Here is a 26,209-nt window from a genome sequence, read left to right on the forward strand (position 1 = left end):
GATGCGGATACTGCCTTGAAGATGAAGTTTGAGTTCTTTTACCAATTTGTGGCGGCCTTTAATTTAGAAGCTACTATCAATGCAACAAGTGATAATGCGAATTATGAATCGGGAATAGCCGAGTTGGGAGCTAAAACCTGGCATGTCCGCACAGCACGCACCACGCCTTCTAAACCGGGAGCCTTTGTGGCATTCTGGCAGCGCAACCATGAAGGGGAATCCGTGCCTTTTGAAGATTCCTCCTGCGGCGACGGTCTCCTAGTCTTTGTGATTCAAGGAGAGTACCGAGGTGTTTTTCAATTTAGCAATCAAGATTTGCAACGCCTTGGTATTACTTCCGGAGCAGGCCCAGGAAAGAGAGGTTTTAGGGTATATCCACCATGGTGTGAGGGGCTGAACTCCAACGCTTTAAAGACTCAAAAGCAGCAACTGACATCGTTTACAGAATTCTGAAGACCTGTAAACATGCAGCTGACACTGCATACAACAAGACATATGTTAAAGCGTATGCCTTGCCATATGCTTAGGCATATGGGAAGGCATACGGCAGGCACCGTGGGTGCGCAGATTTACCCTCACGCCGCCGACGCTTAGACGTTCTTCAACGCCCGGTACACCGTGGGTCGGGTAACTCCGAATTCCCGCGCCAAGGCTGCTTTCGACTCCCCCGCCAGTACGCGCCGCTTAATCTCCGCTACCTGCTGCGGGCTAAGCGCGGGTTTGCGGCCTTTGTACTTGCCGGCCTTTTTCGCCAACGCAATCCCCTCCGCCTGTCGCTCGCGGATAATGGCCCGCTCAAACTCCGCAAACGACCCTAAAATGCCCAGCATTAAATCCGCGCGCGGATCCGTGGTGTCTTTCGCAAACGCGAGATTCTCATGCAGGAAAGTAACAGTCACACCTTTGTTGGTGAGTTCATCAACAATGTTGCGAAGATCCGCCAGCGAACGGGCAAGGCGGTCAATCGATGAGACGACGAGTTCGTCCCCGTCGCGCACATACGCCATGCACTCGACAAGTCCAGGGCGGGCAGTCTTGGTGCGGCCGGAAATCTTATCTTCAAAGAACCGGTCAATCTTGCCGGAAGCATTGAGTAGTTCTTTTTGCCGCTGATTATTCTGCTCCACCGTGGAGACCCGGATATAGCCCACCCGTTGCCCACGTGAACCAGAGTCATGGGCCATTAGTCTTCGCCCCGCGGGGAGTTAAAGGCAGCATTCTCCTGTTTTATGACCGCATCACGATACGACTCAACTACCCGCGCCAAGTCAGACAACTGTGCTCCGTCGAGACCATCAGCGTCAGCAAGCAAGGCTTGTACAATCCTGCCCAACGCCTGCTGTCCCGACGACAACCCATCATGCAGATCTTTTACTCGCGCCAACGCGGGCACAGAGTCAATATGACTTTCAATATGGAAACCGTCAGACGATAACACCACACTCACCACTTTCTGTAAATATAAGGCCTAGACCCCACTAGACACATGTAAAACAATGCTAGGAACGGCCCTATTTTACAGGCAACATGCCACCGCAAGTACGTGTAACAATAGGGTGTACCCCAGAGCGCGAATCAGCATGGACCTATAAAGCGACTATCCTATACCGGTCTGGCCACCGGCGGTGATCGCCCGATAGAGGTAGCATCACCTGCCGCCGACTCGGATATAGGTCTCATCGACCCGCCAGGAACTGGCCTGGCAGTCAGGTACCTGCCGGTACCACCGTGTTTGCTTGTCCAGCTCAGGGGCGTATTTCTGGACCCAGCGGTAGATCGTGGTGTGATCGACCGGCACGCCCCGCTGAAGTCATCATTTCCTCCAGATCGCGGTAGCTCACCCCGTAGCGGCAGTACCACCGCACTGCCCATAGAATGATGTCACGGGGGAAATGACGACCGGAGAAGATACCCATGGCTGTGACTATTTCACGTCACTCTTCCTACTGCCCCAACTGTGCAACAGCACCAATAAACTGGCGCCCCGGTTATAAGTTGGGGCGCCAAGTCGATGTGCTCGAGTCGGGGGATGTTAGTGGCCGGTGCCAAGCCGGCCAGACAGGCGGTTCAGCCGGTCCTGACTGGGACCGTCGAGCCCGATAATGGACACGGTTTTGCCTCTGTCCTGGAACTTCTGCGTAATCGCGTCAAAGGTCGCGACCGTGGAGGCATCCCAGATCTCCGCCTCAGTGAGATCAATAGTGATATGACGGGCAGAATCGGTGTAATCAAAGCGATAAACCAGGTCATTGCTTGATGCCCAAAACAACTGGCCATGCACCCGGTAGGTACGAGTATCAATCTCGCCATCGCCGTCGCCGTCGATCTCGGAGACCTTTTCAATGGAAGCGATATGTGCCATCCGACGGGCGAACATGATCATCGCGGTGACCACACCCAGCACCACACCAATGGCCAGGTTGCTGGTGGCTAGGGTGGCAATAATCGTCACGGCCATAACAATGGTCTCAGAGACCGGCATGAGTTTAAGGGTGCGTGGATGCACCGAGTGCCAGTCGATGGTGCCGACCGAGACCATGATCATGATTGCCACCAGCGCAGCCATCGGGATCATGCCAACGATGTCGCCCAGTGCCAGGACCAGGACCAGCAGGAACACACCGGCTAACAGGGTGGATAGGCGGGTACGTGCCCCGGATTCGCGGACGTTGATCATGGTTTGACCGATCATCGCGCAGCCGCCCATGCCGCCGAAGAAACCGGAGGCAATATTAGCCACCCCCTGTCCCCAGGATTCGCGAGTTTTATCGGAATGAGTGTCGGTGATGTCATCGACGAGCTTGGCGGTCATCAACGATTCCATGAGACCGACCACGGCCATGGCCAGGGCATAAGGCGCGATGATCTGCAGGGTCTCCAACGTCCACGGCACGTTCGGAATAAACAGGGACGGTAAGGTCTCCGGCATCTTGCCCATGTCCGAGACCGTCGGGACAGTCAAACCGGCGGCAATGACCAAACCGGTGAGCACGATAATCGTGACCAGCGGGGCGGGGATCACACTGGTGAGCTTGGGGAAGAAAATCATGATCACCACACCCAAGCCGACGAGTGGGTAGACTATCCAAGGCACATCAATGAGGTGTTCGAGTTGGGCGGTGAAAATCATAATGCCCAGTGCATTGACGAAACCCAGCATCACCGATCGGGGGATAAAACGCTGAAGTTTCGCCACACCGAGGGCGCCGAGCACGATTTGTAGGACACCGCCCAACAGGACGGTGGCGATGAAATAATCCATCCCGTAACCACGCGCCACAGGAGCAATGACTAGGGCAATAGCCCCGGTGGCGCCGGTGGTCATTGCCGGGCGGCCACCGGTAAAGGCGATCGCAATGGCCATGACTACCGAGGAAAACAGACCCATGGCTGGGTCAACACCGGCAAGGATGGAAAAGGCAATGGCCTCAGGGATCAGCGCCAGGGATACCGCCAGTCCGGCCAGAATCTCTATACGGATACGGGCGGGGGAAGAAAATGCGTAACGGAAGGATGCGATGATCCCGGTAGGGGCATCAGCGCCGTCTGGACTCAGGAGGGGGCGGGGGGCCGCCGTGCTAGTTTCAGTCATAGATGTCCAATCTTTGAGGGGATAGGTAACTGGGCGAACGCCCGAAAGGAATCCAACCCTCTAGTAACTTTAGGTTTGGTGATGGTGGTCATGGTAGCGGGAGTTTTACTCAACCGCCAACCCAGGCACAGGAACCCGTGGGCAACATCACCGTGAAGGAGAACAGGCAATGCAAAACAGTAATTTCAAGATCGGCGAGGTCGTTGACCAGACTGGGTTGTCGATTCCCACCTTGCGTTATTATGACAACGTCGGCCTGATTACCCCATCGGGGCGTAGCCCTGGTGGGTTCAGGCTTTATAGTGAGGCTGATGTACGTCGTGTTTTGCTGGTGCGACGGATGAAACCGCTGGGGTTTACTCTGGATCAGATGCGAGAATTCCTGGAAGCTGCGGAGATTCTTCATAGTTCAGATGGCGGGCAGGACAGTGATCCCGCACAGCAGGCACGGAGTAATGCCAAGGCCACCCTTGCCGACATTCGTGAGGAGACGCGCACCCGCTACGAAAAGCTACGCAAGCAAATTGCCTACGCTGAGGAATTCCTCGATCTGGTCAACACCCTGGCACCCTAAAGTGCCCCCATCCTTCGCAGGGAGAAAAAGACCATCCGATTGAATGCGCTCTGTCGAGTCGCGTTCCAGATGAAGTGGACGAACGCCCGCGGCCTCTCCGGAGTGGATGGCGATAGTGCAGAGGACTTCTGAAATCCGTGCAGACGACTCCTCAAAACGACACAGTCATCCAAGGTCACATAATCGAAAATTGTCACTTAACCCGTTATTTTACCTACGCGGTGCTGTTGCAAAGTTGGGCCAGGGTCGAAAAGCCTACCCTCAAGACATTAGTTGTCCTTGCTCCGGGGTGCTTAAGCTGTCTCGAATATCCGGCTGACGATCACCGCGTCTGGGTTCGGGTGCCCGTAGGTAAACATCGTGCCCTGGCCCAACTTTGCAACAGCGCCGTCTAAAAGTATGTTCAGATCTCCTTGTTTAAGGATTGAAAACTGTAGTGTCTTGCTGTGGAGGCAGCAAGGTGGCGTATTGAGATGCCAAGTAAGTCCCGTCTTCCCACTTGGCTTTCAGCATCCTGGCGATACACATGACAGTGACATGGTGATCGCCTGCTCGGTGCAGAGATACCGCTTCTGATTGCGCACTGGCTCCGCTGACCCAAGTGTCCTCCACTAGCAGCACGTGCCGACCGGCGACTGCAGCAGGATCTATCACTGAAAAACGATCTGGGCTTATTGTGTGGGACGCGCCGGTGTTATCACCTGAAGATTCTAAAGCCGCTGGTGTGAGACGATTTCGGATATATGACCGAGAGCAGAATTGAGGGCACTAGCAAGTGCCCCACGGTCGCGTCCGGGACTGCGGTTGGTAGAGGGGACGTGAGTTATCACTTCTACCGGACTGACTGCTTGAGCAAGAGTTGGAAGATTATCTCGTAACGTGGTGTACCCTAACCGACTTAACTCAGTGTCCTAAATTGTTCATGACACGTGCAGTTTTATCAATCATGACCGCAACTTCGTGTTGCTCGTAAACATTTTGCATATTCCGGCCAAGGCTGACGTCTATCCACCCATTTGTGGCATGTTCTGACTTTGTCTCCGTTGCAGCTATGGCATCAATGATATTGCTTTGGTCTTTCCAACGGGCATCATTCAAAATGTAGACCACGGCCTTGTCCCAGGCCTGCTCAAAGCTTGGCTCCCTACCGTAGAAGAACGTTGTCTTTAAAGTCGGCGAATATACGCGAAATTCAAACATGTACCTTATTGTAAAAGTGGGGTGTACCCCAAAAAGACACACCTGATTAAAGACCCACCCCGGCATCGATATAAATCCCCCATGCAGCCAGGGAAAACAACCAAGTGGAACAAAAAGTGCAAGAGGTGTGGGATCGCCCATGCGCCTAGGGGGGGCAACCTCTTCCTGAGCAGCGAAAAAGCTGATCAAGACGCCCCAAAAAGTTCAAGTAGGCGAGACATCCCTCGCGGGATGACGCTGAGATACAGCCGAAACTGCACTCTGCACGCTTCCAAGCAAAACCGTCTCCCCGGGCCCATGCCCGGAAATTCAGTAATGCAATCCACGTGCGGTTTTAACGTCTGCTTCCGTCCGGAGCCGACGGCCCCCTCTACGGGGAGACGCTCGCCACCCTAACAGGACCCTGCGCCCCTGTGAACCACCGTTACCCAGTTCGAATTTAAGTTCGACGCTATCGGAGGGTGTCCACCCCAGTAGTTATCCTGCTCGTCCACTCACCACGAAAGGGCAACAAGGATGACCAATTCACCACAAGCTAAAAAATCCTCACCCAACACCAATCATGACCACGAAGGCTTCGTGTTTCGGCTCATTCCCACCCCTCAGCAAGAAGCCCTGTTTGAGGAGATGACACGGGCAGCACACTGGGGGTTCAACGCATTCACCGAAGCCTGGCAGAAGTACGACGAAAACTACCGGGCAAGAAAAGATCAGCTCCTGGCTGCCGGCGTGAACGCCAGCAGCGTGAACAAGCTGATCAAAAAAGAGGCCGAAACCAACCCAGCACTAAAAAACCGCACCGTTTTTCATTTGAGACAGATGTTTTAACTCCCGAAATCCGGCGTCACCGGGAGGCAGCAAAACTGCTGTGGCAACGAGACCACGGGAAACGATGGTCACCTCAACACCAAGAACGGCTTGATGCTGTCTGGAGTCCCGATACCAAGGGCGCCCGCCCCTTTCTCCATCTCGTCAACCGTCGCTGCCCCGTCAGTGGAATCAAAAACGCAGCCGAGGCCATGAAAAACTACTACGCCAGTAAAACTGGTCGAAGAAAAGGCCGGGCTATGGGAAAACCCCAGCGCAAGACCCACCGATCTCGGAAATCAGTCACCATTCACCCAGACAGCAGAATGGGGCCAAAAGGCTGCCCTCCACCCCGAGGGCAGCCCCAGATCACCGGGTACAAGCATCTATACCTGGCCAATCTTTTCTCGCATGCCTCCAAGCCGGATAAAAAAGACCGGATATTGCGCGTACGCGTCCATGGCTCCACCAGACGGTTGGTCAAAGCTCTGCAGAACCACCCTGACGCCAAAATCAGCAATTTTACGATCTCCCAAAAAGGCGGCTACTGGTACGTCGCTGTGATGGTTAAGTCAGCTCAACGCCAACCATCGCTAACCCGACGGCAAAAACAAGCAGACACCCTGGGCATCGATATCGGCATCCACAACTACCTATCGCTCTCGGATGGCTCCACAGTCATCCAGCTTCCACCACTGCTCCAGCGCAACATCAAACGATCGAAAAACCTACGTAAAAAGCTGGCCCGGAGCCAAAAGGGATCCAACCGCCGTCGAAAGCTCATCGCCACGATCAAACGCGTCGACCACGAGCTGAAGTTGCAGCGCGATGGGTTTGTTCATCAGATCACCGCCGAACTGGCCCGCAACTATGCCCTGATCGGCATCGAAGACCTCAATGTTAAAGGCATGACTCGTTCAGCCAGGGGAACCGTAGACGCACCGGGAACAAACGTGAGGGCGAAATCATCCCTCAACCGCCGAATGCTTGAGGGGATCCCTGGCGAGTTTCGTCGCCAGCTGGAGTACAAAACCAAGCGCACCGGCGCTGCTCTAGAGGTCATCGACCGGTTTTACCCATCCTCCAAAACCTGCTCGAGGTGTGGTTGGAAAAACGAGAATCTTTCCCTGAGTAACCGTCAATTCACATGTCTAGAATGCGGCCTATCACTCGACCGGGACCACAACGCCGCATTGAACATCGCAGCTGAGGCCGAAAGGAAACACCTGAAAGACACTAAGTCACCCAAACCCAGCCACGACTAACCAGACCCAAAACGTAGCGGCAACGGGGCTTCTTCCCCTCTTAACCCCGAGCTGGGACCCCACCCTCGCGGTCGCTACAGCCCCACAAGATGGGGCCAACGAGTCGAGAATCCTATACCAACCCCTGCACGTTCTTGGCTGCGGTGATGTGCTCTGCCCATGGTCTGTCCTGGCAGACCCGGGCAAGGTTTCCGACGCTAACCTACGAGCACAGCCTCATCACCCGCGATAGTTACCCCCATACCTTGGGCGACGGTCTGTCGTCCCGCACTTCGGGAAGTCTGGAGTTAGCGACTATCCACTCCGCCGCAGAGGGATCAATCCAGGTAGACAGCTTCTCTATAGCCTGCTGCGCTCGATCGAGGTTATCGTTTTCGTCCTGCAGGTCCTTTTTGATAATCGGCTCATGATGGGCGCACCGGTTACGCAGGTTGTAGACCACACCAACTTCACTTCTGAACTCGTCAAGGCTGGGAACAAGGACATCAGGCTTGCTTCCGCCAGTGGCAGGTGCCTGTGTGCCGACCAAATCTTTACGAACCAGCGGCCAGAGAGTAGAGGCGTAGGTTTTGGTGAACAGGTAGGCCCAGAAATCGAAGCTGAGTTCAGCGATAACCCGCCCCGGCGGTGGGGCTTGCTCTCTTCGTGTGCAGGCACGGCGTTCTGCTTTTTTAATGGCTCTCTCGGCCGGTTTTTCGAAGGGGATGGCCGGGTGGGTGTACCACCTGGGTCCGTAGCGCGGAGCGACGGCGGCGTCTACGCAGTTTCGTAGCAGCACCTCGACATGTTGGAGGTCCTCCAGGAAGGCCTTGGTGACGCGCGTGTTCCAGAGGTAGAGGGATTCAGGATCTGGGTGGTGGGCATAGGTGCTCATCCGCGCAGGTGAGAACCACTTGTCAAGATTGATCGTCAGATTTTCGTTGGAATTCATGGGGACAAATGTTACGATTTTCTATGAAAGCCTCGGAGCGATCCCTGCGTTTTAGATGCATATCACCGGGGTTACTGATTTTTTGGGGGAGGCTCGGGCGCATAACGGCAGGCCAATGCGGGTTAAGTAAAGAAAAGTGTGTCTTTTCCGGGCGTGTTGCGGTTATTTGATCCAGCCTTTTTGGATGCCGAGGTTGTGTTGGTAGCTGGTGTCGATGGCGGTGTCGTATTCTGCTGGTGCACCGATGTCATTGGTAGTGGCTGTGGTGTTGTGGGTGATCAGGTCTGTTGCTGTGGAAAGTGCGTCTTGACCCCATCGTTGGTCCCTGGCGATCTTGACCGGATCGTCAGGGACTTCTGTATGTAGATACAGCCACCAATCCATCACTGTGCGTTGATGCGGTAGTGATAGTCCGCGGTGTCTGCGGGCTAGTTCTTTTATGGGGGCGTTGATGCCACCTTCGAGGCTGTTTGTTGTTGCTGCAAGGTTGTCGGGGTCGATGGTTGTTGGTGGGGGTTGCAGGTAGGTAAACAGCAGGTCTCTGCGGTGCAGAGATAGCAATGATTGATAGGCCGCTCGGACGCGTTGGTGGGTGTAGACCTTGGTGTAGGCGCCGGTAGCAGGGTCTTTGATGGTGGTTTTCTCGTTCATCCATTCCCGGTAGGTGTGGTCGAATTCGTGCAGGTGGGCGACCCATGTGGATGCTTGGTCAAGGTCGGTGATGCGAGTGAGTTTCAGGGCTAGGCGGTAGAGGGTTTTGCCGGCATCGGTGCGGGGGTTGCTGGTGGTGTGGCGGCGGACTGTTCGTTGGGCGTGGACGAGGCAGCGTTGGATGCGTGTTGTTGGCCAGCAGTGGTGGATGGCTGATTGGGCACCTTGTCCGCCGTCTGTGACTGCGATTAGTGGTGCGGCAATGGGGCGTAGGAGTTCGGTGTAGGCGGCGGTGGTTTCGTGTCTGGCCCAGGTCCAGTTGATGACGTGGGTTTTACTGGCTGCGATCAGGAGGCATCCGGACTTTAGATAGGTCGCGTCGAGGAAGATTTGGTCATGGATGCGGAATGAGTCGATGGTGGGTGTGGGGATGATCCACCAGCACCATCGGAATCGGTGGTGCATGGTTTGCCTGGTTACGCCATGGTGTGCGGCGAAGGTGGTTAGAGATTGGGTGCCGGTGGCCCATTGGATGAACAAAGCCATGGTGGCGGTATTTTTGTTGTGGGTTTGGGTGTTGCGGGTAAAGGAGTGTCCGCAGTGGGTGCAGCGCCAACGGGTGGTTGATTTGCTGGTGGTGCCGTTTTTCTTTGTGTTGTTGCCGCATAGTGGGCAGCTGGGGCGGTTGGTGGTCATCCTTTAATCCAACCGGTGTGCGGTTAGCACAAATGTGGCCGGAGGTGCGGGATGGTGTGGGTAATAGCTTTCGGGGAGCTATTCTTTGGTGATTTGTGGTGTGTGGTCTGGGGTTATGGTGGCATGCGGACACACTTTTCTTTACTTAACCCTCAAAAGCTGCATATTAGGTTATGCTAAGTTAATTCACGCTTGCTGCACTTGTGCCACCACTTTGGCCAACGCAGCCCATAAACCCGTTATTTCCGCATCATGAGACAAGGAGCGCGTGTTGTCTAGCAACCCGTTTGATGACGAACAGGGCAGCTTCTTCGCCCTTATCAACGACGAGGGACAGTACTCGTTGTGGCCTACGTTCGCCGCCGTGCCAGACGGATGGACCGTGGCTCTGGGAGACCCTTCCCGTGGCGTAGACGGCGGGGTATCGCGGGACGAGGCGATGGAGTTCATCGACCGCGAGTGGACCACCTTGCAACCGGCAGGAAAGTCTCACGCTTAAGTGAGTGCCGTACTTCCCACTGCTTTGCCTGGTGAGTCCGCTGCGGAGATTGGCCGCCTGCTCCGTCGCACCGCAACTCCAGCAATTAGTGCGGTGCTGTTCACTTTCGCCGGTGCCTTGCTCTCTCTGGTGCCCATTTATCTGCTGGCCAGCGTCATCGATGCGGTAGCCGCCGGTGACGGCAAGTCTGGCGTGCTGAAGGTGATTGTGTGGGCTGCCGTGGCGTGTGTTGGTACTGCCGTTGTCGCTGGCCTTGCGGAGGCGCTGACGGGTGTGACGATTGCCCAGGTAGTTGCGAAGTTGCGTGAGCGCGCCGTCGCCGCGGTGCTGAATCTGCCTTCCACCACGGTGGAGTCCCTGGGCCGGGGAGAGGTGCTGGGCCGAGTTGGTGCGGATGTCGCCGCGCTGGTGAGCAGTGCCCGCAAGTCGGTTCCATCGACCCTCAGCGCGCTGGTGATGGTCGTGGTGGCCAGCGCTGGAATAGCGGGGTTGGATTGGCGCCTCGCGTTGGCGGGGCTGTGCGGGATTCCGTTCTATGCGCTGGGGTTGCGATGGTATCTTCCTCGTTCTGCCCCTTTGTATCGACGCCAACGCGAATTAGAAGCCGGTGTCATCGGTTCCTTGCAAGGTTCTATGGAGGGCATTCGTTCGGTTCGTTCGCATCGGCTGGTGGATAGCCGCCAAGGTCTCACCAGGCGCTACGCGCAGGCTTCGCGGGACGAATCAATCGCTGCGTTTCGTGTGTTTTCCGGGCTGGTGGCGCGGGAGAACTTCGCGGAGTTCATGGGGTTGTCAGCCCTGTCTGTCGTAGGCTGGTTGCTCTTCCGCGAAGATGCGGTGACGGTGGGCGAGATCTCGGCAGCGTTGATTCTGTTCCACCGTCAGTTCGTGCCGATCGGCACGATTCTGTTCACCTTTGATGAACTGCAGCGCAGCGGGGCGGCCTTGGGGCGCATCGTGGGACTCATTCGCTCCGCGGGTGCGGATACGCCACAGCCGATTGATGACTACTCCTCGCATCGGCAGAGTCCAGCTGTAGAGGTCAAGGGCCTGAATTATCGGTACGAGGATGGCCCAGAGATCTTGCATGACTTGGCGTTCCGCATCCCTGCGGGGTGCACGGTATGCGTGGTCGGCGGATCGGGAGCTGGCAAGTCCACGGTTGCGGAAATTGTCTCTGGAACCCTCGAGATGGCAGAGCCGGGTGTGATCACCGTTGGGGGGTGCGACGTGGTGGGAATGAGTGCGCAAGAAAGAAGCTCGATCTTTTGCGTTGCCTCCCAGGAAAACTACGTCTTCGCGATGAGTTTGCGCGATAATCTCCTGCTGGCAGCCGAAGGTGCCAGCGACGCAGAAATATGGGATGCGCTGCGCCGAACCGGTGCGGAAGATTGGTGCACATCCTTGTCCCATGGCGACAAGCAGGGCTTAGACACAATGCTGGGCGAAGGGGGCCTGCACGTAGATGCGGTGGCGGCACAGCGTCTGGCGCTGGCCAGGGTGGCATTGTCTCGGGCTGGCGTCGTCATTCTTGACGAATCAACGGCCGAAGATGACGGTGACCTCGAGGAAACACAGCAATCACACGAGGCCTTTTCGATGTCCTTGGAGGACGCTGCCCGCGCGGCGATCCGCGGACGGACGGCGATGGTGATTGCGCACCGGCTCAGCCAAGCAACCTCCGCCGATAGCGTGGTGGTGATGGAGCGCGGGCGCGTGGTGGAAACAGGTACGCACGAGGAGCTGGCAGCAAGAAACGGAACATATGCCGATATGTGGACCGCCTGGAATGAGCAGGGGAGGCAGGCGCGTGTCTGACAACAAGGTGGTGACGCTGCGCGGGCTGGTCAGAAAAAATTCTCGCGCGATGGCTCTGAGTGGCTTGTTGCTGAGCATCTACCACGTGGCAGAAGCCATGATTGCGGTGTTACTGGGATGGTTGGCGCACAGTCTTATCGCTAGCGAGAATGTGTGGCACCTGGTGGGTGGAATCGCAGCCTTAGGCGCTACGCTGGCGACGGTGTCTGTGAGCTGGCAGACAGGGTTCCGGATACTGCAGGCTACGTCGGCTCGGAACGTATGTGAATTGCGGGCAGGCATCACCTCGCAGGTGGTGAGCCATGGTGGGCATTCCGACGATGCGGACAGTCTGCCTCGCCAGGAATTGCCCACGGTGGTGGGTGAAGACGTGGTGCAGGCGGTAGACATCATCGAAGTGGTCCCGGTGGGGATCAGTGCGCTGGTGGGAGCCATTTTCTGCACGATTGTTCTGGCGCTGATTGATCTGCCACTGGGAGTGGTGGTGTTGGTGCTCAGCGCGGTGGTGTTGATAGTCCTGCACCGGCTGTCTCAGATCATTGAACGCCGCGCGGAGCGGCAACAAACTCTGCTCGCGCGAGTGACCGCGCGCATGACCGACATTCTGCAGGGGCTGCCGGTGATCTCGGGAGTGGCTGGCGCGCATCCGGCCTACCGTGGATATGCGCGTAAATCTGAAGAGGCGTGTGCGGATGCTCGGAAGCTCGCGTGGGTCAGCGGAGGTTATGAAGCCGTGGCGATGGGCAGCAATGTGCTGTTGCTGAGTGCGGTGGGCCTGTACGCGGGCTATCGAACCATTTCCGGCGATGTGACGTTGGGGGAGTTGGTCACCGTGGTGGCGCTGTCACAATTTATCGCGGAGCCGATGCGGCAGTGCAGCAGAATGCCGCGCTTCATTGGATTGGCGAGGGCTTCCGTTCGGAGGCTGCAGCGCGTGGCGGAAGCTCAGCGGCTGCGTGAGGGGCAGGGCGTGCCATCTGCTCAGATTGGCACGCCTGCCATTTCCATGCGCGGTGGAGACGGTGAGGCCGAAGGAGACGGCGAGGTCGAGGGATCAGAGCAGGCTTCCGTGGCGTTCGCAGAGGGGCGACTGACGGTGGTGCACTGTTCAGCCGCATGGGCAGATGCTCTGGTGGATGCGTTGGTCGCGGGGGAGTCGATGGAGCTTGGCTCCCTGACTAGGCCACAAACTCAACAACTGTGGATCCGGGGGCGCGATATTTGCGAGATCTCGGTAGACGATGTGCGTTCCGCTGTGCTTGCCGAGCCTCGGAAGCCGGCATTGTTTGGGGACACAGTGGGGCAGGCGGTGCTGCGGAGCTCTGGAGAGGGCAGGGCGGAGGATGCAGTAGACATTCTTAACGCCTTAGGGCTCGATGAACTGGCGCCGGGGGCGGCTCATTCAGCCGGGGTATTGGATCACGAGCTGACCGAAGGTGCGCGCAATCTTTCCGGTGGTCAGCGGCAGCGGCTGGGATTGGCACGAGCGCTACTGGCTGAGCCGGAGATGTTGGTGATGGTTGATCCGGTCTCGTCAGTGGATTCAATGACGGGCATGAAAGTGGCGCGTGCGGTGAGAGATATTCGCCGCGGGCGTACCACGGTGGTCCTGTGTGTGGGGAGGGCCTTCCAGTCGGTAGCCGAGGACGTAGTTGATGTGAAGCCTCTAGCTGGGAGTTTGCGGACGCGGGGTGAGCAATTCCCGCTAGGGGGTTGTTGAGCAATAGAAGATAGGTTAGCCTACCCTTTGCATTGTCTACCCTAAGAAGTTGGTTGGCGCATCCTACAGAGAGGCCATAGTGACCATCATCGATCGTCAAGCTCAGACATCCGCAGAGCGCAGTACCCACGAAAATTCCGTCCGCGACATCGTCGGGATCGGCATCGGCCCCGGAAACCTCGGGCTCGCGGTAGCTATCGAAGAGCAAGCTCCAGAACTCGATGCACTCTTTGTGGAAGCCCGCCCGGAATTCAACTGGCACCCAGGCATGCTCCTCGAAGGATCCAACATGCAGATCAGCTTCCTTAAAGACCTGGTTACGGTGCGCAATCCGCAGAGCCGCTTCAGCTTCATCAACTACTTGCATCACAGCGACCGCTTGATTGATTTCATTAACCGCCAAACCTTCACCCCGGAACGCGTGGAATTCGCCGATTACCTCCGATGGATCGCGGATCACATCACCGTGGACACGCAGTACAACACCACCGTGACGTCCATCGAGACGCTTCCGGAACTGGCCGCAGACGGAGCTCGTTTTGTGGTGCACGTCCGCAGGAAGTTAGGAAGCGGTGAGTCCGAAGGGCAGCGAGCTCAGCAGTCGGAGTCCATTCGCTGCCGCAACGTGGTGGTTGCCCGCGGGCTGGAAGCCAAGATGCCTGCGTGGGCAGAGGACAGCTCCTTGGACACCTCGCGCATCTTCCACAACATCGATTTGCTCCCGCGCACCAAGAAGCTGCTGAACAGTGGGTGGGATATCCGCCGAGCTTTGGTGATCGGCGCGGGCCAGTCCGCAGCCGAGGCCATCCGGTACTTCCACGATTGCCCGCATATCGATACCGTCACGGGCAGCTTGAACAGCTACGGCTTCATCCCCGCCGATGACAGCCCCTTCGCCAATCGGGTGTTCGACCCGGAGGCCGTTGATGACTTCTTCCATGCGCCCGATGCGATCCGCAACGAGCTGTTGATCCGCCACCGGTACACCAATTACGCCTGCGTGGAATCTGAGCTCCTCGATGAGCTCCACGACCGTCAGTATCGGGAAAGCGTCACCGGGCGTCAGCGGCTCGATATTCGCCGGACCACGGAGGTGCTCGGTGCGCGTAATTGTTCCGACGGCAGCGTCGACGTGGACATTCGCCACCGAGTAACCGGAGACGTGGTGACAGAAAACTTTGACGTGGTGGTGTGCGCCACGGGCTTCCGATCTCGCGGTCTTGCGGGGATTCACGCTGATAGTCACGGCAGTGAAGAATTCACCGTCACTAGGGATTACGGCGCCGTGCTCAATGGCGAGCGCGTGCCAGGACTCTTCGTGCAGGGAGCAACTGAGGCCACGCATGGACTCGGTTCCACGTTGCTCTCCAACATCGCGACCCGCTCCGGGGAACTGGTGGAGGCCATCACGGGTCAGCAACGCACGCATCGTGCGCCGGCGGATGAAGATCTCCGCTCCGAGCAACATCGGGATTCTTCGCACCTGATCGCAGGCTGATTTTCCCGAGCCGTGCTCCGCTTGAGGTTGGCTGACACCTAGCCCGACGTCCGCCATCCGCGTCTGATTCCCTGTTTCCCCATCAACCGAAAGGCTCTTTGTGCCCACCCGATCGTCTGCTCACACTCCGTTTTCCTCTGGCGATACGCTTGCTTCTCGAGATGGCGGCGCCGTCATCGGTCATGGCCGCAGTGAACAGGATCGGATCGCCCAGCAGCGCATATGGAATGACACGGATCAGGATCGCGATCGCCCGGACCTGATTAGCCTGCTCCTGCAGCATGCGCAGGAGACCCCGGATGCGCTCGCAGTGGTGGATGACCGGCACAGACTGACCTATGCGCAGCTCGTCGCCCATGCAACTGCTGTAGCGCGAAATTTGCGGGAACACGGTATTGACGCTGGTCAGAGTGTGGGAATCTCCCTGCCGCGCAGCGCGGAGATGGTGGTGGGTATCGTCGCCACGTTGCTCGCCGGTGGCAGTTTTGTCCCGCTAGACCCCTCGTGGCCGCAGGCGCGCCGGGAATCCGTCACCCACGATGCCAGCCTGAGCTTCGTACTCACGCCGGACAACTGCGCGCTCACCGAAGACGCGCTATTCGACCTCGATGCCACCCGCGAGCTGTTCACCCCGCCGTCCACGGACAGCGTTGCGTACGTCATCTTTACCTCTGGCAGCACCGGCCGCCCAAAGGGCGCAATGATCCGCCACGGTGCGATCGTGGAGCGCTTGCTCTGGCAGCGCGATCAGATCCTGTTCTTCGGCCGCGATGATGCCTCCCTGTTCAAGGCACCGCTGGCCTTTGATATCTCCATCAATGAGATCTTCCTGCCGCTGGTTTGCGGGGGCCGCGTGGTGGTGGCCGCGCCGGGCGTGGAGCAAGACCCCCAACGCTTGGCCCGCCTCATCCATCGCGAGGGCGTGACGTTTGCGTATCTGGTTTCGAGTGTTCTCGACGTCATGCTCAAACAGGCCGAAGGCACGAATCTATTAGACAGCTTGCGGCATGTCTGGTGTGGCGGAGAGATGCTCACCCAGGCGCTGTTCCGTCGCTTTCGCCAGCAGCTGGCCATCCCGCTGTACCACGGGTACGGGCCAGCGGAAGCTACCATCGGTGTCTCCCACGTCATCTACCGTGACGACGAGGATCGCCTCAACACGAGCATCGGTGTGGCCAATCCCAACTGTCGGCTCTATGTGCTCGATGAGCACCTGCGGGTGGTTCCAGACCAAGAAATTGGTGAACTCTATGTGGCCGGATTCCTGCTGGCCAAGGGGTATATCAATGCCCCAGGACTCACGGCCAGCCGCTTTGTTGCGGATGTGTTTGCGTCGGACGGAACCCGGATGTACCGCACGGGAGACCTGGTGCGCCGGCACAACGACGGCTCGCTGGAATTCGTGGGGCGGGCCGATAATCAGGTGAAAATCCGTGGCATGCGTCTGGAGTTGGAGGACGTGGAATCTGCGCTGGTGGGACACCCAGATGTGGAGGCGGCGAGCGTGATTGCTCGGGAGGGGCGACTGCTGGGCTACGTGACGGTGACTGCGGGCCTCGTGGGTGCTGCGATCCGTAGTTGGTGTGCCGAGGTACTGCCCGAATACATGGTGCCCGCGATTATCACCGTCATGGATGAGTTGCCGCGGACGGCCAACGGAAAAGTGGATCGGAAGGCACTGCCGGAACCTGATTGGAGCTCGCTCACTGATGCCCCGGCCGATGCTGAACGTGACGGGGAAACCGTTGCTCTGCTCGCGGAGGCAATGGCTGAAGCATTGGGGGTTAGCGCGGTGGGTGCGGAGACGGACTTCTTCGATATCGGTGGCGATAGCCTGCGGGCCATCACCCTGGTCTCGGCTCTGGGACGGCGCGGGGTGGAGGTGAGTGTGGGAGATATTTTCTCTGCGCGCACTCCACAGCAACTGGCTCGGTGCGCCGAAGAGCGCGGAACCTTCGTGCAGGATCCAGACGATGAACCAACCGGTGAGGTGCAGTCGCTGCCGATTCTGCGCTGGTTCGATTCCATTACTGATCACGTGGACGGCTTCATTCAGTCCGTGGAGTTTTCAGTTCCAGAAGATGTGGATGCGCAGCTGGCCGGGCGAATGGTGGCTGACGTGCTGCAGGCGCACCCTGCACTGCGGGCCCGTGTGCAGCGGAATCCCTTGCGGCTGGAACTCCCGGAGGAATCTGCCGAAGAAGCGGTGGCGATCCACCCCACCACGGACATCGCTGCGCTTTCTGAACTGCTGGATCCGGCAGTCGGAGTGGTGGTAGCGGCTGGGCTGGTGCCCGGAAGATTGCGCCTTGTGGTGCATCACCTGGTGGTCGATGGCGTGTCATGGAACATTATCGGCGAGGACCTCGCCGCGGCGTATCGCGGGGAACAGCTCGCGCCGGAGCGGACGTCCCTGCGCCGATGGACGCAGCTGCTGCAACAGGCCGTTGATACTGGCGAATTCGCGGAGGATGCCAATAGTTCCCTGCCCCCATTGCCGAGTGCAGATGAACCTCTGCGGGACCCGCAGGTGCCAGCGCTTGCTGATAGTCCCGAGAAAGCGCCCACAGTCCGTGAGGAGCGCAGCGTGGTACATGAGGCATCAGTGCAGATCACGGACGAATTACTGGGTGCGGTGCCCCACGCTTTCCGCACGGGGGCGAATTCCGTATTGCTTACGGCATTGAGCGTGGCGTTGGCGCGTTGGCGTCGAAACAAACAAACATGGACCCTGGTGGAGATGGAGGGGCACGGCCGCGAAACCCGATTCGTACCCGGGCCACAGGGCAGGGAAGCAGACCTTTCACGCACGGTGGGCTGGTTCACCTGCCTATATCCCATGCTGATCGACCCCACCCGGGCGGCAGTGCAGGAGGCCTCCACAGAGGTCGAGGGCAGCATCGCCCCGCTAGCGCTGGCACTCAACGCAGTGAAAGACCAGCTCGCGGCCATCCCCGGCAACGGCGTTCCTTACCAGGCCCACACCTGGTTGCATCAGTCCGCGAAGACCCCTCCGCAGGCACAGGTGCTGTTCAACTACTTGGGGCGCGTATCCGCAGGAGCACAAGATTTCGCTCCCGCGGGTTCCACCGGCCAACTCGGCGAGCAACGCGACCCGGACCAGCCGTTGGTCCGCGAGCTGGAGTTCAACGCGATCGCCGAAGACACCGGCGAGGGATACGTCCTGCGCACCACGATCTCCTGGGCGCGCGGCAGGATCTCCCCCGAACGGATCGACGAATTGGTCGCGCACTGGGATGTGGCATTGCGCGAGGTGGCAGCGCTTGCCGATCACGGCGTGTTGTCCGTGGGCGACGTTGCCCCCGCACCCGTGAACTCTGCGGACCTGGCACGAATCACTGCGCAGAGCTCCGCGGAGCTGCAGGACGTGCTGCCGCTGACCCCGCTGCAGCACGGCATGTACTTCCACTCGCTATTCGAGGAATCGGCCAGCTCGTATGTGGAGCAACAGGTCTTGCGGGTGGAATGCAGCGAACCGTTTGACCGGGAGCGATTCGCCCGCGCTGCGCGTAATTTGATCCGACGCCACCCCGCACTGAGCACCCGCCCTTGGGAAACTGACGGTGGCGATGTGGTTGCCGTGATTGATCCGGGGATTGCCGAGCATTTGCGGGTGGACTTTCGGGACGTGACGGTGCCTGCCGAGTTGGCTGGGCCTGGATTAGACGGGTGGCTCGTGCAGCGTACGGAAGAGATTGCCGCTGATGACCTCTCGCGGGGAATCTCCTTGCAGCCGCCCGGTGATGCCGCGCCCGAGCCGCTCATGCGATGGACCGTTGTGCTCCCGACCAGTGTCGATGGTGCGGTGTGTGGCCAGGACATCGCCGTGATCCAGACGGTGCATCACCTGATCGCCGACGGATGGTCCGTGCCCATCATGCTGCGGGATCTCCTGGAGATCTACCGGGATGACGATGCCCGAATCCCGCGCTACGACCCGGACGCCGGAATGGCCGGCAGCGTGCGATGGGTGGCGCGCAGAGACGCGGAAGCCGATATGTCCGTCTGGCGCGAGGAAATGCGCGAGGTACGCCCCACGGTGCTGTGCCCTAATCCTTCGAGTTCGCTCGAGCGCCGGGAGTTGCTGGTAGACGATCCGCGGACTGTTGGCTTGTCTGAGCGTGCTCGGGCAGCGGGTGTGGGCCTGCCGGATGTGGTGCACGCGGCGTGGGGGCTGGTCCTTCGCACCTTGGTGGGCTGCGAACCTGGGGCTGACGTGGTGTTTGCCACTTCCGTTTCCGGCCGTGACATTCCCGTTCTTGGCGTGGCCGATGCCGTGGGCATGCAGCTCAACACCATCCCGGTGGTCGCGCCGGGGCAATCTGATCCCACCCTGCCGGTGACCAGCATGCTGCACGCCATGGTCCATCACAACAATCAGGTCCGCGATGTGCAGCACGTCAGCCTGGCTGATATTGCCCGCGACCTGGGAACCAACGCCAGCGAACTGCTGGATACGTTGATGGTGGTGGAGGTGCCGCTATCTCCACAGGACGTGGGCTGCCCCGGCTCGCCACTACAGGTTGCTGACGTGCGCAACAATGGCGCGCCGCACTTTCCCCTGTCCGTCGTGGTCAACCCTTCCGCTGAGCACCCACTGCGCCTGATCTACGATCCGCAGCGAATCACCGAGGTACGTGCCGAAAGGATCGCGCAGATGCTCGCGGTGAGTGTGGATTCTTTGCTGTCTGAATCCGGTGCGGTGGCGACCGTGGGTGAGGTTGCAGAGGCGTTGGGTGCGGTATCTGGTGTGGACACGCTTCCTTCTTTGTGGCGACGCAGCTTCGAGCACTCCCGCGACCGGCCCGCCCTGACCAGCATCGGAGAAGACGGTGCTGCGGAGCATTGGACCTACGAAGAACTAGACGACGCCGCTCAGCGTATACGCGCTGTGCTGGACCGGAAGGTTGCCATCCACACCCCGAGAGTAGCCCTGCTCATGGAGCGCGATGCGTGGCAGGTTGCGGCCATTCTGGCGACCACGATGTCCGCCGGCACCTACGTTCCCGTGGATCCGTTGTCCCCGCAAGCGCGGGTGGAATTGATCCTGGAGGATTGCCAGCCCGATGCCGTGCTGGTGTCTCCCAGCGCGGAAAAAATGGTCTCTGAGCTGGTAGATTGTCCCGTCCTCGTGGTCAGTGAACAGACGATGAGCGGGGAAGCGAAGCCGCCTGCGGGCCGGTCGGCAAGCGTGGCCCGTGCCAATGACATCGCCTACGTGATCTACACCTCCGGCTCCACAGGGCGGCCGAAGGGCGTGGCCGTCACACACGCCAACGTGACCGCGATGCTGGGCAATGCTCGCAGCCACGTGGAGTTTTCGCAGGAGGACGTGTGGTCGATCAGCCACAGCTTCGCCTTTGACTTTTCGGTGTGGGAGATGTGGGCAGCGCTGAGCTCCGGCGGGCGTGCCGTGGTGATGCCGTATGCGCTGATGCGCTCGCCCGAGGATGCCGCAGAGGTGTTGCGTGCCGAAGCCATCACGGTGCTGAGCCAGACCCCAACCGCCTTTGCCGCGTTGGAGCCGCACCTCGGGCAGGACTCTGCGGTGCGCACGGTGATCTTCGGCGGCGAGGCCTTGGAGGCCCGCGCGGAGGCTGCCTACTGCAGTGCTCATCCGAATGTTCGGTTTATCAACATGTATGGCATCACGGAGACGACAGTGCACGTCACAGCACACGAATGCTCCGAGAATGCAGGGGAGGCCCGCAGCCCGATCGGCCGCCCGATGGACGGGTTGCGTACCTATGTTCTGGACGCGCAATTACAGCCGGTGCAGCCTGGAGAGACCGGCATGATGTACGTTGCCGGGCCGCAGGTCACCGCGGGTTATTGGGGGCTTGCTTCTACCACGGCCTCCCGCTTCGTGGCCGATCCTTTCGTTGGCGGCGGCGCGCGGATGTACTGCAGCAATGACATGGCAAAGGTGCTGAACAACGGTCATCTGGATTACGTGGGCCGCGCCGATAGGCAGGTGCAGCTGCGCGGTTATCGCGTGGAGCTGGGGGAGATCGAGAGCGCGCTGGAGAAGGTCAGCGGTGTGCGGGAGGCCACCGTGGTGGTCGTCGATCTGCCCGAAGGCCAGGTGCCGGGTGCGTTGTTGATTACGGATTCTCGTGGCGACGCAAAGGCGATCACCTCCCGAGCTGCCGCAGCGGCCCGAGACGCGCTCCCTGCCTACATGGTTCCGCAGCTATTCGCGGTGAGTACGCAGGTGCCGCAGACCATCAATGGCAAGCGGGATGAGCGCGCGATCCTGGACCTTCTGGGTGAGATTCCTGCTGCTCAGCAGGCTTCGGGCACCTCGGATCTGGTGGAGGCGATCTCGCAGGCAATTGCTGATGCACTTCGCTTGGACCGCGCCGAGGTGGAGCCGGACTCGGACTTCTTCCGCTTAGGTGGAGACAGTATTCTTGCCATCCGCGTTACTCACGCGCTGGCGCGCGCTGATCTCAACGTGACTCCGCGGGACTTCTTCTTGGGCCGCACGCCACGCAAGATTGCCGAGCGGGTCACGCCGCAGGCCACCCAGCAGAAAATCCAGGAAACAAGGCAGAGCCAGGAAGAAGCCCTGCCCAAGGACGGGCACCAGGAGATCTCGGGGGCTTTCCCCATCCCGGCGATGCTGCGCAGGCAGATGGAAAGAGGCATGAGCGACCGCTTTGTGCAGGCGCGCCGCTTGGATCTGGGGCCAGTCGCTGTGGAGGACTTGGAACAGGCCCTGCAGCAGGTAGCGCAGGCACATCCGATGCTTCGTACGCGCGTGGACACCAGTTCTGCGTTCGCGCACTTTGTTGGTGCCGAGGGAGACGGCCCTATGGTTGTGCGGGCTTTGGACGTGGATGCATTGATCGATCACATCGATATTGCTGCTGGTCGTAGCGTGGTGCTCGGGTGTGTGGATGGGTACGTCAAGGCCGTTGCTCATCACGCGGTGATCGATAGCGCCAGTTGGATGATTCTGGAAGACGATCTGCGCGATGCGCTCGCAGGGCGCAGGATTCTCTCCGGGCAGGCGAGCTACAAGGATCTTTGCCTGCAAGAACTGCACGATGCTCACACCGCAGCAGCTCAGGATGCCCTGCACTGGAGTGAACTGGCTACGCTGCCACGGCCCGTCGAGGACTCGAACCAGTGGAGTACGGATCATGTGAGCACGCTCGAAGTGAACATTGACGGACAGACCGCGCAGGTCCTGCAGAGCGTTGCACCCGACGTGATGGGTGTGGACGTTCAGGACCTCGTGGCAGGACTGGTGACCGTCGCGGTGGCTCGAACAATGGGCACGGACGCGCGGAGCTGGGCCGTGGACGTAGAAGGCCACGGACGTCCGGCTGATCATTCCTATGGTCGAACCCTCGGATGGTTTACCACCATCGCGCCGGTGGAAATCCCGTTGGCTGATCCAGCGGATGCAGCACGTGCCGCAGCGGAAATGCGCGCGCTCCACGAGGACGGCACAGCCCCGGACCGCCGCACTTATCAGGCACTGCGATACACACACCCGCAAGGGCAGCGAACCCTGGCCCATGGGGCACAGATCCTGGTCAACTACCTCGGACGGGGAGAGACTGGCGCTGTCCTCCACGCGCCGGGCGATGCCGCCTGCCAGTGGACGGATTACCTGGTGGAGGCCGATGTGTGGTCTAGCGAGCGGGCCGTAAGCATGGAGCTGTCCGTGGTGAATGCGGTGATTTCCGCCGAGCGTTTGCGCAGCGCCATCGGCGAGGTTGCTCGCGAGTTGCAGGAGCACGTCAGCCGCGAGCAATCCTCAGGACGCCGCGCTCCGCTGAGCGTGCTGCAGCGCGGAATCTGGTTCCAGTCACAGGTGGCAGCACCGGGTGCCTACGTTGCACAGACTGCGTTGACGTTTGACCGGAGACTGGATGCCGAGGCCGTGGTGGAAGCCTTCCGGGACACAGTGACCGTGCATCCAGCCATGGGCGCGGAGTTCCACACCGATGCTTCCGGCCAACCCGTGCAGAACTTGCCGTGGAGTGGACAGGGCATTGACCTCCCCGTCGAGACCACCGAAGGGGATCTCGAGGCGATCATGCACGCTGATCGCAGCGCGGGCATCGATCTCGCATCCGTGCCGCTGGCGAAGGCAACCATCGTCACCGGCCGAAGTGACGGACAGCCTGGCGACACGCTGCTTCTTACCTACCACCTGGTTCTGGTCGATGGTTGGTCGCGTGCAGTGATGCTGCAAACCTTCCTCGAGAGGCTGACGTTGAGGTCCGGCCAGGCCCGCACGCAGGGTGCGGGAGAGTTGGTTCCTCGCGGTTGTTCTATTGCTGACGCCCTGCTCGAGTCCGTTGACACTCGCAAAGAGCAGGCAGATAGCGACTATTGGGTACATCGCCTAGAGACGTTGTCTCAGCCCACGCTCGTTGCCCCGCAGGCCGCGGATATCTCTTCAGAGCACGCTGGTAGCGAGTTGCCTCGCCAGGTGTTTGCCGAGGTCAGCGAGCAGCTGACCGGCGCACTGCAGGAAAAGATCCGGGCGCAGGCCGTGACGTTGACCTCCGTGGTCAACGCAGCCGTGGCCGTGGCCTTGGGTGCTGTCACAGGGGATTCGGATGTGGTGTTTGGTCAGTCTGTCAGTGGCCGCGATGCCTTGAGCGACCCCGCCATGTCTGATGTGGTGGGAGTGCTGCTCAACACAGTGCCAGTGCGAGTGACAGCTCGGCCCGGCCAGAGCATAGAAGAACTGGTCCAGGATGTTTATCGCCAGCGCATCGAGGATATGGACCACGATTCCGCGGACCTCGGCGCCATCCAGCGGCAGCTGGGGGTAGGCACGCTGTTCGATTCCATGGTGGTGGTGCAGAACTTCCTCGATCCGCAGGCAGCAGCGGAACTTCGGGAACGCCACGGGGTTGTGGAGGAGCGCGCGGAAGATTCCACGCACTTCCCTCTGACCTGGGTATTCACTCCGGGGCCGAAGCTGGGCATCAAGCTGGAATTCCGCCACGACGTGGTGGACGAGTCCCTCGCACATTCCGTGCTCAAGGCCGCGACCGAAGTCCTGACCGCGTTTGTGGACACACCAGAGGTCCCGCTCGCTCAGCTGGCCCAGTTGGCGCCAGCCCGAGCGGAGGATTCTTCCCCGCAAAGCACGACGGAGCAGATGGCTTCCTGGCAGAAGGCCGAAGGCATTGACCGCACCATTGCGGATGAGCTCAAGGACACCGCCCAGCGCTTCCCAGATCGCATCGCGCTAGCGGATGACGCACAGCAGTGGACGTTCGGTGAGCTGATTGCTCGCTGTTCCGACATTGCGGAAAAGATCAAGAATTGCGGCGTGACCAGCGGCGATACTGTCGCCATTGCGGTGGAGCGCTCCGCGCATTCGGTGGTGGCTCTGCTGGGAGCCCTGTGGGCAGGGGTGCGCTACGCGCCGCTTGATCTGACGCACCCCGATGGGCGGCTCCGGGTCCTCGTGGAGGACAGCCAGCCCGCAGCCGCGCTGGTGGACTCGAGTTCTCGGGAGCGCATGGAGCGGATCGGTGCGCTTCCTTGCGTCGACGTCACCACTGCCGATTCCCACGCCACCACCCACACGCCTGCGGCGGTGCCCGGGGACGATGCCTACCTGATGTACACCTCCGGATCGACCGGCAAGCCCAAGGGCGTGGTGATCAAGCATCGCGGGCTGCACAACATGCTGGACAATCACCGGCGCAAGATCTTCGCCCCAGCTGCTGCCGATGGGCGGACGTTGCGGATCGCGCATGCCATCAGCTTCGCCTTCGATATGTCGTGGGAAGAGCTGTTTTGGCTGGTGGAAGGCCACGAGGTGCGGATCTTCTCCGAGGATTTGCGACGCGATGCTGCGGCCATGGTTGAGGCCATTCGCGCGCATCAGGTGGATGTCATCAACGTCACCCCGACCGTTGCCGAGCAGCTGCTCGCGGAGGGGATGCTGGAATCCGGCGCGCATCGCCCGCGGCTGGTGCTCTTGGGCGGCGAGGCTGTCTCGCACGGCGTGTGGGAGACCTTGCGAAAGGCCGATGACGTGCGCGGATACAACCTCTATGGACCCACCGAGTACACCATCAACGCCCTGGGTGCTGGCACGGATGAGAGCGCCACGCCCGTGATCGGAATGCCGGTGGATCGCACGGCGGCGTTCGTTTTGGACCCGTGGTTGCGCCCCGTTCCTACAGGAGCGCCGGGTGAGCTCTACCTCGCGGGCAGCGGCTTAGCGCAGGAGTATCATGGGCTCGCGGCGCGCACCGCCAGCTCCATGGTCGCCTGCCCGTGGGGCGCCCCGGGTGAGCGGATGTATCGCACGGGAGACATCGTCCGCGTGCGTGCGGATGGCATGTTCGAGTACCTCGGACGCAGCGACGATCAGGTGAAAATTCGTGGTCACCGCGTGGATCCCGGCGACGTCTCGGCCGCCGTGTCCCGCGGCGTTGATCCCCGCATCCTCCACTGCGTGACCGTTCCTGTTCGTATATCCGACGCCACACTCCTGGCCTGTCACCTCGTGGCCCCACAACTGCGCGATGCGGACCAGGGGGAGCGGCAGAGTTTCCTGACTGGCGTGCGTAATGCATTGCGCGAGGAACTGCCCAGCTACATGATCCCGGATCGATGGTCGATCGTGGATGAGTTGCCGGTGACGTCGAATGGAAAGACCGACCTTGCTGCACTGGGTGAGGGAGAAAGGATCACGGAGAAGGGCCGCGAACCGGCGAACGAAACCGAGGAGATCACGGCGGAGCTGTTTGCCGAATCGCTAGATATTGAGCCCGAGGACGTGCCGGTGGATGCTGATTACTTTGACATGGGTGGGCACTCCATGGCGGTCATCAAGCTCTGCGCACTGCTGCGTGGAGAGCTGGGAGTGGAGGTTGGCGTGCGCGAATTCTACGGTCTGCGGACAGTCGAGCGCGTGGCGGAGTTTGTGGAGGCGCGCTCGTAGA

General features: G+C 59.8%; 14 protein-coding genes and 2 pseudogenes. 9 read left to right on the forward strand and 7 right to left on the reverse strand.

Annotated elements, in window-relative coordinates:
- Positions 1-21: 21 nt before the first annotated feature.
- Positions 22-453: a MepB family protein gene (locus CCONF_RS00235; protein ID WP_290223975.1), complete on the forward strand. Its 432-nt coding sequence runs from the start codon at positions 22-24 to the stop codon at positions 451-453.
- A 137-nt stretch (positions 454-590) separates the two neighbouring features.
- On the opposite strand, the gene CCONF_RS00240 is transcribed toward CCONF_RS00235, so the two are convergent.
- The 3 genes and pseudogenes from CCONF_RS00240 to CCONF_RS00250 form a co-directional block, all read right to left on the reverse strand.
- On the reverse strand, positions 591-1,184 hold the full coding sequence (locus CCONF_RS00240) for a recombinase family protein (RefSeq protein WP_290223976.1): 594 nt from the start codon (positions 1,182-1,184) through the stop codon (positions 591-593).
- Positions 1,185-1,651: 467 nt separating this feature from the next.
- Positions 1,652-1,916: pseudogene (locus CCONF_RS00245) on the reverse strand (transposase domain-containing protein); the annotation flags it as partial.
- A 116-nt stretch (positions 1,917-2,032) separates the two neighbouring features.
- The gene (locus tag CCONF_RS00250; RefSeq protein WP_063938611.1) at positions 2,033-3,592 is read right to left on the reverse strand and encodes a SulP family inorganic anion transporter; all 1,560 of its coding nucleotides are present in this window, start codon (positions 3,590-3,592) and stop codon (positions 2,033-2,035) included.
- 169 nt (positions 3,593-3,761) lie between these two features.
- Between CCONF_RS00250 and CCONF_RS00255 the strand changes: the two genes are divergently transcribed.
- The gene (locus CCONF_RS00255; protein WP_005531126.1) at positions 3,762-4,166 is read left to right on the forward strand and encodes a MerR family transcriptional regulator; all 405 of its coding nucleotides are present in this window, start codon (positions 3,762-3,764) and stop codon (positions 4,164-4,166) included.
- Between the two features lie 293 nt (positions 4,167-4,459).
- On the opposite strand, the pseudogene CCONF_RS00260 reads toward CCONF_RS00255, so the two are convergent.
- A pseudogene (locus CCONF_RS00260) lies at positions 4,460-4,537 on the reverse strand (IS6 family transposase); the annotation flags it as partial.
- A gap of 532 nt (positions 4,538-5,069) precedes the next feature.
- Positions 5,070-5,366 (reverse strand): hypothetical protein, encoded by a 297-nt coding sequence (locus tag CCONF_RS00265; protein ID WP_005531125.1) that lies wholly within the window; start codon positions 5,364-5,366, stop codon positions 5,070-5,072.
- A gap of 516 nt (positions 5,367-5,882) precedes the next feature.
- Between CCONF_RS00265 and CCONF_RS00270 the strand changes: the two genes are divergently transcribed.
- Both CCONF_RS00270 and CCONF_RS00275 read left to right on the forward strand, forming a co-directional pair.
- Positions 5,883-6,194: a helix-turn-helix domain-containing protein gene (locus CCONF_RS00270; protein WP_062036437.1), complete on the forward strand. Its 312-nt coding sequence runs from the start codon at positions 5,883-5,885 to the stop codon at positions 6,192-6,194.
- Between the two features lie 38 nt (positions 6,195-6,232).
- On the forward strand, positions 6,233-7,438 hold the full coding sequence (locus CCONF_RS00275; protein WP_258867081.1) for an RNA-guided endonuclease InsQ/TnpB family protein: 1,206 nt from the start codon (positions 6,233-6,235) through the stop codon (positions 7,436-7,438).
- 232 nt (positions 7,439-7,670) lie between these two features.
- Here CCONF_RS00275 and CCONF_RS00280 read toward each other — a convergent pair whose 3' ends face one another.
- Together CCONF_RS00280 and CCONF_RS00285 are read right to left on the reverse strand one after the other, a co-directional pair.
- Positions 7,671-8,369, reverse strand: coding sequence for an Abi family protein (locus tag CCONF_RS00280; RefSeq protein WP_034966322.1), 699 nt, complete (start codon positions 8,367-8,369; stop codon positions 7,671-7,673).
- Between the two features lie 162 nt (positions 8,370-8,531).
- Complete coding sequence (locus CCONF_RS00285; protein WP_011018353.1) at positions 8,532-9,716, reverse strand: IS256-like element IS3503 family transposase; 1,185 nt, start codon at positions 9,714-9,716, stop codon at positions 8,532-8,534.
- A 271-nt stretch (positions 9,717-9,987) separates the two neighbouring features.
- On the opposite strand from CCONF_RS00285, the gene CCONF_RS00290 reads away from it, so the two are divergent.
- From CCONF_RS00290 to CCONF_RS00310, 5 genes are all read left to right on the forward strand, one after another.
- Complete coding sequence (locus tag CCONF_RS00290; protein WP_011274127.1) at positions 9,988-10,215, forward strand: MbtH family protein; 228 nt, start codon at positions 9,988-9,990, stop codon at positions 10,213-10,215.
- A 93-nt stretch (positions 10,216-10,308) separates the two neighbouring features.
- A complete protein-coding gene (locus tag CCONF_RS00295) occupies positions 10,309-12,033 on the forward strand; it encodes an ABC transporter ATP-binding protein (protein ID WP_290224007.1) in 1,725 nt (574 codons plus the stop codon).
- Entirely contained in the window at positions 12,026-13,753 is a 1,728-nt protein-coding gene (locus tag CCONF_RS00300) for an ABC transporter transmembrane domain-containing protein (RefSeq protein WP_011274125.1), read from the forward strand. The genes CCONF_RS00295 and CCONF_RS00300 overlap by 8 nt, the downstream gene beginning before the upstream one ends.
- Before the next feature lie 79 nt (positions 13,754-13,832).
- Positions 13,833-15,251 carry a lysine N(6)-hydroxylase/L-ornithine N(5)-oxygenase family protein gene (locus CCONF_RS00305; RefSeq protein WP_011274124.1) on the forward strand — a complete coding sequence of 473 codons (1,419 nt, stop codon included), beginning with the start codon at positions 13,833-13,835 and terminating at the stop codon, positions 15,249-15,251.
- Positions 15,252-15,351: 100 nt separating this feature from the next.
- Positions 15,352-26,208: a non-ribosomal peptide synthetase gene (locus tag CCONF_RS00310; RefSeq protein WP_290224017.1), complete on the forward strand. Its 10,857-nt coding sequence runs from the start codon at positions 15,352-15,354 to the stop codon at positions 26,206-26,208.
- The last annotated feature ends 1 nt before the right edge of the window (position 26,209 follow it).

The sequence above is a fragment of the Corynebacterium confusum genome, assembly GCF_030408715.1.
Classification (GTDB): Bacteria; Actinomycetota; Actinomycetes; order Mycobacteriales; family Mycobacteriaceae; genus Corynebacterium; species Corynebacterium confusum.

Coding starts and splice junctions, on each gene's coding strand:
- CCONF_RS00265 (WP_005531125.1), bottom strand. CDS start 5,366: ATGTTTGAATTTCGCGTATATTCGCCGACTTTAAAGACAACGTTCTTC.
- CCONF_RS00240 (WP_290223976.1), bottom strand. CDS start 1,184: ATGGCCCATGACTCTGGTTCACGTGGGCAACGGGTGGGCTATATCCGG.
- CCONF_RS00280 (WP_034966322.1), bottom strand. CDS start 8,369: ATGAATTCCAACGAAAATCTGACGATCAATCTTGACAAGTGGTTCTCA.
- CCONF_RS00250 (WP_063938611.1), bottom strand. CDS start 3,592: ATGACTGAAACTAGCACGGCGGCCCCCCGCCCCCTCCTGAGTCCAGAC.
- CCONF_RS00270 (WP_062036437.1), top strand. CDS start 5,883: ATGACCAATTCACCACAAGCTAAAAAATCCTCACCCAACACCAATCAT.
- CCONF_RS00255 (WP_005531126.1), top strand. CDS start 3,762: ATGCAAAACAGTAATTTCAAGATCGGCGAGGTCGTTGACCAGACTGGG.
- CCONF_RS00285 (WP_011018353.1), bottom strand. CDS start 9,716: ATGACCACCAACCGCCCCAGCTGCCCACTATGCGGCAACAACACAAAG.
- CCONF_RS00235 (WP_290223975.1), top strand. CDS start 22: ATGAAGTTTGAGTTCTTTTACCAATTTGTGGCGGCCTTTAATTTAGAA.